The following is a 7,791-nucleotide window of genomic DNA, read 5'->3' as shown; positions in this document are numbered from 1 at the left end:
GACGAGCCGGATCCGCGCACGGGTGGCTTTGAGTTTTTCGGCGGCGATCTGATTGGGGTCTATAACAAACTGGACTATCTGCAACAGCGTCTGGGCGTTACCGCGCTCTATCTCAACCCGGTCTTCGAGTCCCAATCGTCCCATAAATACGACACGGTCGACTATTTTAATGTTGACCCGCATTTCGGCGGTAACCGCGCCCTGCAACAGCTTATAGAGGGCATCCATTTGCGCGGGATGAGAGTGGTATTGGACGCGGTTATCAACCATACCAGTGCGTTGCATCCTTGGTTTCAAGCGGCACTGGCCGGTGATGCGCGCCAGCGAGCCAAATATGTCTTCGGTGTTGATAACGAGTACGCCAGCTGGAAAAATCATCATAGCCTGCCCACGCTCGATTTTGCCAACGCCGATGTGCAAGCCGACATGATAACCGGCCCCGACTCGGTAATTCGACACTGGCTACAAGCGCCCTACAATATTGATGGTTGGCGTATGGACGTGATCCATATGATCGGCGAAGGTCCGGGTGCGAAAAATAACGCCCATTATGTGCGCACCTTGCGTGCGGTCATTAAGGCAGAGAACAGTGAGGCCTTGCTCTTGGGCGAGCATTTCTTCGAAGCCAGCAGCTGGTTGCAGGGCGACCAGGAAGACTGTGCAATGAATTACTTCGGCTTCGGCCACCCAGTGCGTGCGTTTCTAGCCGGTCTGGATATCGCTCACCATCCGATTGAGTTGAGCGCGACCCAGTTTGCCCGTTGGCTGCGGGAGGCCCGGGCGCGGATATCGTTCGACCACCAGTTATTGCAATTTAATCAGCTCGACAGTCACGATACCCCGCGCTTCCTCACCATGGTACAGAACGATCGCGCCTTACTGCAGGTCGCGATCGGTTTCTTAATGACCTATATAGGCACACCCTGTCTTTATTATGGCACCGAAATTGGCCTGGTCGGCGCTCAAGATCCGGACTGCCGGCGCTGTTTTCCCTGGGATGAACGTCAATGGGATAATGAGCTGCTCGATTTTTGCCAACGTTGGATCGGCTATCGCAAAGCCTTTACGGCGCTCAGTGCGGGTGCGCTGATTGATCTCTATGCCGAGCAAGACGCCATGGTGTTTGCCCGCATCAGCGATCATGAGCAGTGTTTAATTGTACTAAATCGAGGCGCAGCCTGTGAGCTCCAGTTTGAATTGAACTTACCCGGCTCGGATGCACCCTGGCAGCGAGTTGACGCCGATGGCGATCTGCAGATGATTGGGCTCGACTGTCAAGTGGGCGCACCGGACAAGTCGCTCCAGCTCTGGTCACGGCAGATCAGCGCAAACGACTCCGTTGCCGCTCGCACCTAGCGAAGCTTGTCTTTGCGCTAAATAAGCCATAGTGTTCGCAATAGATACAACTCACGGAGTGACCATGCCTGTTTTAAGATCGGAGCTAAACGCCTACCTCAACCAACTGTTGCAGGTTGGCCAGTTCAAAGACTATTGCCCCAATGGCCTGCAGGTCGAAGGTGCACCGACCATCGAGCGGCTGGTGACCGGTGTGACCGCCAGTCAGCGGCTAATAGAAGAGGCCATTGCGCACAATGCCCAAGCTATTCTGGTCCATCATGGCTATTTTTGGAAAGGTGAAGACCCATGCCTAACCGGCATCAAAAAAAGCCGCATAGCCACTCTGCTCGAACACGACATCAGCCTCTTTGCCTATCACCTACCGCTCGATGCCCATGAGCGCTTTGGCAATAATGTGCAGTTGGCGCATACCCTAGGCTGGACCATTGCCGGCAAGCTGGGCGACACGCTCGCCCTGCATGGCTCGGTCGAGGGCACCGAGACGGGGGGCAGTTTACGGCGCAAGTTAAGCGACACACTGGGCTTTGACGTGCTACATATTGGCGATGAAATGGACGATATTGAGACCATCGCCTGGTGTACCGGCGCGGCCCAAGGGTATTTGGAGCAGGCTATAGACGCGGGCGTCGATGCCTTCGTATCCGGTGAAATCAGCGAACCGACGGTGCATCTGGCGCGCGAAAGTGGTGTGCATTATTTTGCTGCCGGACATCATGCGACCGAACGGGGTGGGGTGATGGCCTTGGGTGATCATCTGGCCGCGCAGTTCGATCTAGAAGTGCAATTTATCGATCTGCCGATTCCGGTGTAAGCTAAGGGTTTCGACCAGACCAAAGTACACCGGCCGTCCATTCGAACGGCCGGTGCAAGCTCTGCTTTAGCGGCTTAGCAGTATACCCGTCTGCGCTAACGCGCTAAGTACATCTTTCAACGGCGCATCTTCGTAACGCTGGCCGAAGGGCAGGGCCGCGCCACCGGCGACAATGGCAATCAGACCGGCTGCCTCGACATAGGGGCATACGGTCAGAGCATCTTCTGCGCTGACCACCACAGCGGTATGGCCTAAGCTGAACAGGCGTTGCTCTAGGGCAACCGCCTGTTCTGCCGGTTGGTCACCGGCCAATTGCACCGTAACCGAGCGTTGTTGATGGCGCAGCTCACGCTCTCGATCCGACACCCGCTCGGCTTCAACGCCGCTCGCCAATGCTTCAATCATGCCCGCCCCGACCGTGCCATTGGTGAGTCGATCGATCACGATAAAGGCGCCGGTATGGCGATTGGCGCCATAGGCGTCGGCCACGACCGGTTTGTTGAGCTGGATGGTCACATCGGCAATGGCGTTCAGCGCCAACTGGTCCACCTGACTGGTAGCAAAGGTGTTGACGTCAATCTGGCAGTCAATCCGGCTGACCGAACCACTGCTGAGCTGATTGCCGAGCTTAAAGAAATATTGCCGGCCAACCACCAAGGGCGCTTCATGCATCCAAATAAGCTTGGTTTTAAAAGCTTGCCCGATCAGCGGTTGTTCGCCACTGCGCACCAGCACATCGCCCCGACTGATGTCGATTTCATCGGCCAAGGTGAGGGTGACCGCCTGGCCAACGTGCGCCTGTTCCATATCGCCATCAAAGGTCACGATACTCGCCACGGTCGAGCTATGGCCACTCGGCAAGGCGGTTAACGTATCACCGAGTTTGACGATGCCGGCTGCAATGGTGCCGGCATAGCCGCGGAAATCCAAGTTCGGGCGATTGACATACTGGACCGGGAAGCGGAACTGGCTCAGCTCGACATCGCGCGCGATTTCGATGCTTTCCAACAGCTCCATCAGTGTTCCACCCTGATACCAGGACATGGCTGTACTGCGGTTGACCACGTTATCGCCCTCGAGCGCCGACATCGGCACAAAGCGAATGTCGGGGACGCTCAATTGCTCAGCCAAGGTCAGGTAGTCCTGCTGAATCTCATTGTAGCGATCCTCGCTGTAGTCAACCAGATCCATCTTGTTGACGGCAACTATAAGATGCTTTAGGCCCAATAGGTGGGCAATAAAGCTGTGGCGCCGAGTTTGGGTCATTACCCCATAGCGAGCATCGATGAGGATGATCGCCAGATCGCAAGTCGACGCACCGGTGGCCATATTGCGGGTGTACTGCTCATGGCCCGGGGTGTCGGCAATAATGAACTTACGCTTGCTGGTGGAGAAATAGCGGTAGGCGACGTCGATGGTGATGCCCTGTTCGCGCTCGGCCTGCAGGCCATCGACCAGCAAGGCCAAATCGATCTTTTCACCGTTGGTTCCGGACTTTTGACTGTCCTGTTCGATCGCCGCGAGTTGATCCTCATAGATCATCTTGGAATCGTGCAGCAGGCGGCCGATTAGGGTTGATTTGCCATCGTCGACACTGCCGCAGGTTAAAAAGCGCAGCAGTTCCTTGTTTTGATGCGCTAACAGGTAAGCGTCGATGTCACTCGCAATAAGATCTGACTGGTGGGTCATAGTATTTTTACTCCGTAAATCAGAAATAACCTTCCTGTTTTTTCTTTTCCATCGACCCGGATGAATCGTGGTCGATGGCGCGCCCTTGCCGTTCACTGGTGGTGGTCAGCAACATCTCTTGGATAATCTCAGGCAGGGTCGCTGCAGTGGATTCCACTGCGCCGGTCAGCGGGTAACAGCCCAGGGTACGAAAGCGTACCTTGAGATGTTCGATCTGTTCACCCGGTAACAGCTCCATGCGCTCGTCATTGACATTGATCAACATGCCGTTGCGGTTGACCACTGGCAAGACATTGGCAAAGTAGAGCGGCACGATGTCGATTTTTTCCAGATGGATGTATTGCCAAATATCCAGCTCGGTCCAGTTGGACAGCGGGAAAACCCGAATCGACTCGCCGCGATTGAGCCGGGCATTGTAGATATTCCACAGTTCCGGACGTTGGCTCTTGGGGTCCCAGCGATGATTGGGATCGCGGAACGAATAGACCCGTTCCTTTGCGCGGGACTTCTCCTCATCGCGTCGAGCCCCGCCGAACGCGGCATCGAAGCCATACTTGTCGAGCGCTTGCTTGAGGCCCTGGGTCTTCATGATATCTGTGTGTTTGGCACTGCCATGACTGAAGGGGCCAATACCCTGGTCCAAACCCTCTTGGTTTTTATGGACGATCAGCTCGAAGTCATATTTCTTGGCTACCTGGTCACGGAATTCAATCATTTCCTTGAATTTCCAGTCGGTATCGACGTGCAGCAGTTTGAACGGCAATTTGCCCGGATAGAAAGCCTTCAGCGCCAGATGCAGCATGACCGCAGAGTCTTTGCCGACGGAATAGAGCATCACCGGATTATCGAATTCGGCGACAACCTCACGCATTATATGGATGCTTTCGGCTTCCAGTTGTTTCAGGTGGGTAAAGTTTTGCAGGGTCATCATTCACTCACGGATAGAAAATCAGTGAGCGAATGATAGCAAAGCTTTTGGTTATTTGAATTACTCTTATAAGAGCATTTTGTTATATGGCTATGCGAAATCTCTGTTCCAGTAAGTCTGGGCGTTACTTACTCTCTTCCGGCAGCAATTCATCGCGTTTCAGGCCGTAGGTCTCCGACAACATGCCTTCTTGCGCTGGATCCTTGGGCGCGTAGTCACGTGGACCCATAGATTCTTCAATTTCTACTTTTAACGGCGCCAAGTCTTCTAGCGACGCCTCATTGCTGCGCGCCGACTCGATTCGGTACTCCGGTCGAACAAACTGCTCTGCACCGGTATTCAGATGGTCCTGGATGCGGGCATAGTTTGAGTTCATCTCCTCGATCAGATTGCTGGTGCGACTGAAGTGTTCCGTCACGTCAATCTGATAGGACTGGTGTTGCTGTTTTAACTCGTCGAGTTGACGGCGCAGACCGGAGCGATCTTGGCCGTCTTTGCGCAAAAATAGCCGACCGAGTAGCCCGCCAATTATTAGAGCGGCTAATATGGCCGCAGCAAACGTGGTCCATTGTAGTTGCAGCATTATGTTCTCCAGTAGGTGTTAATCCGAGGTCTGTGCATAGTATAGCGTCTTGACCACGCCAAGCCATAATGTCTGAGCTTAAACATTTGTGCCCCCGGTTCATTGATTGTGCGCCAGTTGGCGTTACAATTCGCGACTATTATCACCGGGATTCATAAATGACGACACCTTGGGCACGCTATCAAAAAGACTTAGCACGCGACGATTTTACTCGCGATAGCTCGCAAGAGGCCGCAGTTAAAGCCCTGCAAGAGGTTTTTGAACAATTAATTATACGCGCGGCGAAGGAAAGTAGACCCCTCAATCGCCTGATGAGTCACTTGGGTAAACGCCCTGAAAAGGTAGCTGGAATCTATTTTTGGGGCGGCGTGGGTCGGGGTAAAACCTATTTGATGGACACCTTTTTTGACGCGCTGCCGTTTCCAGAAAAGAAACGCCTACATTTCCACCATTTCATGCGCTTGGTGCATCAACAGCTCAATATTCACAAAGGAAAGGCCAACCCACTGCAAATCGTCGCCCGAGAATTTGCGCAATCGGCACGAGTGCTGTGTTTTGATGAGTTCTTTGTCAGCGATATCGGCGACGCCATGATCTTGGCCAATCTCCTGGGTACCCTATTTGAGGAAGGGGTTACGCTGATCGCTACCTCGAATATCGTGCCAGACCTGCTCTATCAAGAAGGCCTGCAGCGCAGCCTGTTTCTACCGGCCATCGAATTGCTCAAGGCCAATACCCGAATCTTGAATGTCGACGGCGGCACCGACTACCGTCTGCGCACTCTTAAACAGGTCGAAATATTTCATTCACCCTTGGATCAGGCGGCCGAAGATAATCTGATGGCCAGTTTTCATCGCTTGGCACCGGATGCTGAACAGGTCGAGGCCAATAGTTCATTGGACGTCCTAGGCCGCGCAATAAAAGTCCGTCGGCTCAACGACGATGTCGCCCTGTTCCGCTTTGCCGACTTGTGCGAAGGTCCCCGGTCACAGAATGACTACATTGAAATAGCCCATTGCTTTCACGCGGTGCTGGTGAGTGATGTGCCGCTGTTTAACGGTAAGAATGATGATTCAGCGCGGCGCTTTATCAGTATGGTCGATGAGTTCTACGACCGGAACGTCAAGCTGCTGCTTACCGCCGAGGCACCGGTGGAAAACCTATATTTGCAGGGTAAGCTGGGTTTTGAATTCCAACGCACCGTGAGTCGCTTGCTGGAAATGCAATCCGAAGAGTACTTAGAAGCAGCACATAAGGCCTAACCCTATGACTCATTCGAAGCGAGATGGCGCAGCGAACTCAGATATTGAATTGGTGGTATCGGATATCCATCATCGTATTTCGGGCGTCAGTGCCACGGTGCGGGCACTGGTGCCGGCATTAGCGCAGCGCTTTAAGATGGCGCTGATCTTTACCATGCCCTATTCGGGCTTTCATACCGAATCCCTGTTCAGTCTGTTGCGACTGTTACGGCAACCGGTGACCGGTCGCGCTTTTCGGATCTGGCACGTGCGCCGTAATAACGAGATGTTCTGGGCCCTGTTGGCGCGGGATCTGTTTCGCTGCAAGGTGAAGTTAGTCTTTACCAGCGCAGCCATTCGACGCCACAGCTGGTATCCCCGGCAACTGATTAAACGGATGGATGCCATCGTCGCGGTCAGTCAGCGCAGCGCCGACTGGGTTGCACCGGTCGTGGCCATCGTGCCCCATGGCGTGGATATAAAACGCTTCGAATCCGGTCAGGCCAGTGCATTGGCTGCGGCACCCTGGTTGGCCTTTGCTCAGCGCATCGGCATCGTGGGTCGGGTGCGGCCGGAGAAGGGCACTGATCTCTTTGTGAGCGCGATGATCGCTACCCTGGCAAAGCATCCCGAGCGTTGTGCGGTCATAGTGGGTAAGACCACCGCCAAGTATCAATCTTTTAAAAAAAACCTGCAGCAGCAAATCGACGCTGCTGGCCTAACGGGGCAATTCTTCTTTATCGACGAGCTGCCCTATGAACAGATGCCGGACCTCTATGCCAGTCTCGAGGTTGTTTGTGCGCCGGCATTATATGAAGGCTTTGGCCTGGTACCGATTGAAGCCATGGTGTCGGGCACTGCTATCGTCGCCTCTCGTACCGGCGCCTATGAAGATATGGTGCTGCCGGGCGAAACGGGTGAGTTGGTCGACTGCGGTGATGGCCCGGCATTAACCCTGGCGTTAACAAAGATCTTAGCGGAGCCGGGCAAACTCCAGGCCTATCAACAAGCCGGGCGGCGGCGCGTGCGTGCGCAATTCAGTTTAGCCAATGAAATAGAGGGCCTTGCGCGAGTTTATCAACAACTTTGGGACCCTCGTTGAAATAGTTGTTGACTCTAAAATCCCTGTGCCTATAATGCGCCCCGCTGTCGAGGTACAGGGTTTGAAGGAATCCAGGTC

At 54.2% G+C, this 7,791-nt stretch carries 7 protein-coding genes; 4 read left to right on the top strand and 3 right to left on the bottom strand.

Going from position 1 to position 7,791, the window contains the following annotated elements; all coding sequences use genetic code 11:
- Window positions 1-1,356, top strand: a 1,356-nt coding sequence (malZ, locus tag AC4FIC_RS09920; RefSeq protein ID WP_476194969.1) for a maltodextrin glucosidase, incomplete at its 5' end; no start/stop codon positions are given.
- A gap of 64 nt (window positions 1,357-1,420) precedes the next feature.
- A complete protein-coding gene (locus tag AC4FIC_RS09915; protein WP_100257757.1) occupies window positions 1,421-2,170 on the top strand; it encodes a Nif3-like dinuclear metal center hexameric protein in 750 nt (249 codons plus the stop codon).
- 66 nt (window positions 2,171-2,236) lie between these two features.
- Here AC4FIC_RS09915 and cysN read toward each other — a convergent pair whose 3' ends face one another.
- From cysN to AC4FIC_RS09900, 3 genes are all read right to left on the bottom strand, one after another.
- Entirely contained in the window at window positions 2,237-3,859 is a 1,623-nt protein-coding gene (gene cysN / locus AC4FIC_RS09910; RefSeq protein ID WP_100257756.1) for a sulfate adenylyltransferase subunit CysN, read from the bottom strand.
- 19 nt (window positions 3,860-3,878) lie between these two features.
- Window positions 3,879-4,787 carry a sulfate adenylyltransferase subunit CysD gene (gene cysD, locus AC4FIC_RS09905; protein WP_100258770.1) on the bottom strand — a complete coding sequence of 303 codons (909 nt, stop codon included), beginning with the start codon at window positions 4,785-4,787 and terminating at the stop codon, window positions 3,879-3,881.
- Window positions 4,788-4,911: 124 nt separating this feature from the next.
- Complete coding sequence (locus AC4FIC_RS09900) at window positions 4,912-5,370, bottom strand: Z-ring associated ZapG family protein (protein ID WP_100257755.1); 459 nt, start codon at window positions 5,368-5,370, stop codon at window positions 4,912-4,914.
- 158 nt (window positions 5,371-5,528) lie between these two features.
- Between AC4FIC_RS09900 and zapE the strand changes: the two genes are divergently transcribed.
- Both zapE and AC4FIC_RS09890 read left to right on the top strand, forming a co-directional pair.
- Window positions 5,529-6,632, top strand: coding sequence for a cell division protein ZapE (zapE, locus tag AC4FIC_RS09895; RefSeq protein WP_100257754.1), 1,104 nt, complete (start codon window positions 5,529-5,531; stop codon window positions 6,630-6,632).
- A 4-nt stretch (window positions 6,633-6,636) separates the two neighbouring features.
- The gene (locus AC4FIC_RS09890; RefSeq protein ID WP_100257753.1) at window positions 6,637-7,713 is read left to right on the top strand and encodes a glycosyltransferase family 4 protein; all 1,077 of its coding nucleotides are present in this window, start codon (window positions 6,637-6,639) and stop codon (window positions 7,711-7,713) included.
- Window positions 7,714-7,791 lie beyond the last annotated feature (78 nt).

The organism is Reinekea sp. (genome assembly GCF_982785585.1).
This window is presented reverse-complemented; position numbering and strand designations above follow the sequence as displayed.

Coding starts and splice junctions, on each gene's coding strand:
- AC4FIC_RS09915 (WP_100257757.1), top strand. CDS start 1,421: ATGCCTGTTTTAAGATCGGAGCTAAACGCCTACCTCAACCAACTGTTG.
- cysN (WP_100257756.1), bottom strand. CDS start 3,859: ATGACCCACCAGTCAGATCTTATTGCGAGTGACATCGACGCTTACCTG.
- cysD (WP_100258770.1), bottom strand. CDS start 4,787: ATGACCCTGCAAAACTTTACCCACCTGAAACAACTGGAAGCCGAAAGC.
- AC4FIC_RS09900 (WP_100257755.1), bottom strand. CDS start 5,370: ATGCTGCAACTACAATGGACCACGTTTGCTGCGGCCATATTAGCCGCT.
- zapE (WP_100257754.1), top strand. CDS start 5,529: ATGACGACACCTTGGGCACGCTATCAAAAAGACTTAGCACGCGACGAT.
- AC4FIC_RS09890 (WP_100257753.1), top strand. CDS start 6,637: ATGACTCATTCGAAGCGAGATGGCGCAGCGAACTCAGATATTGAATTG.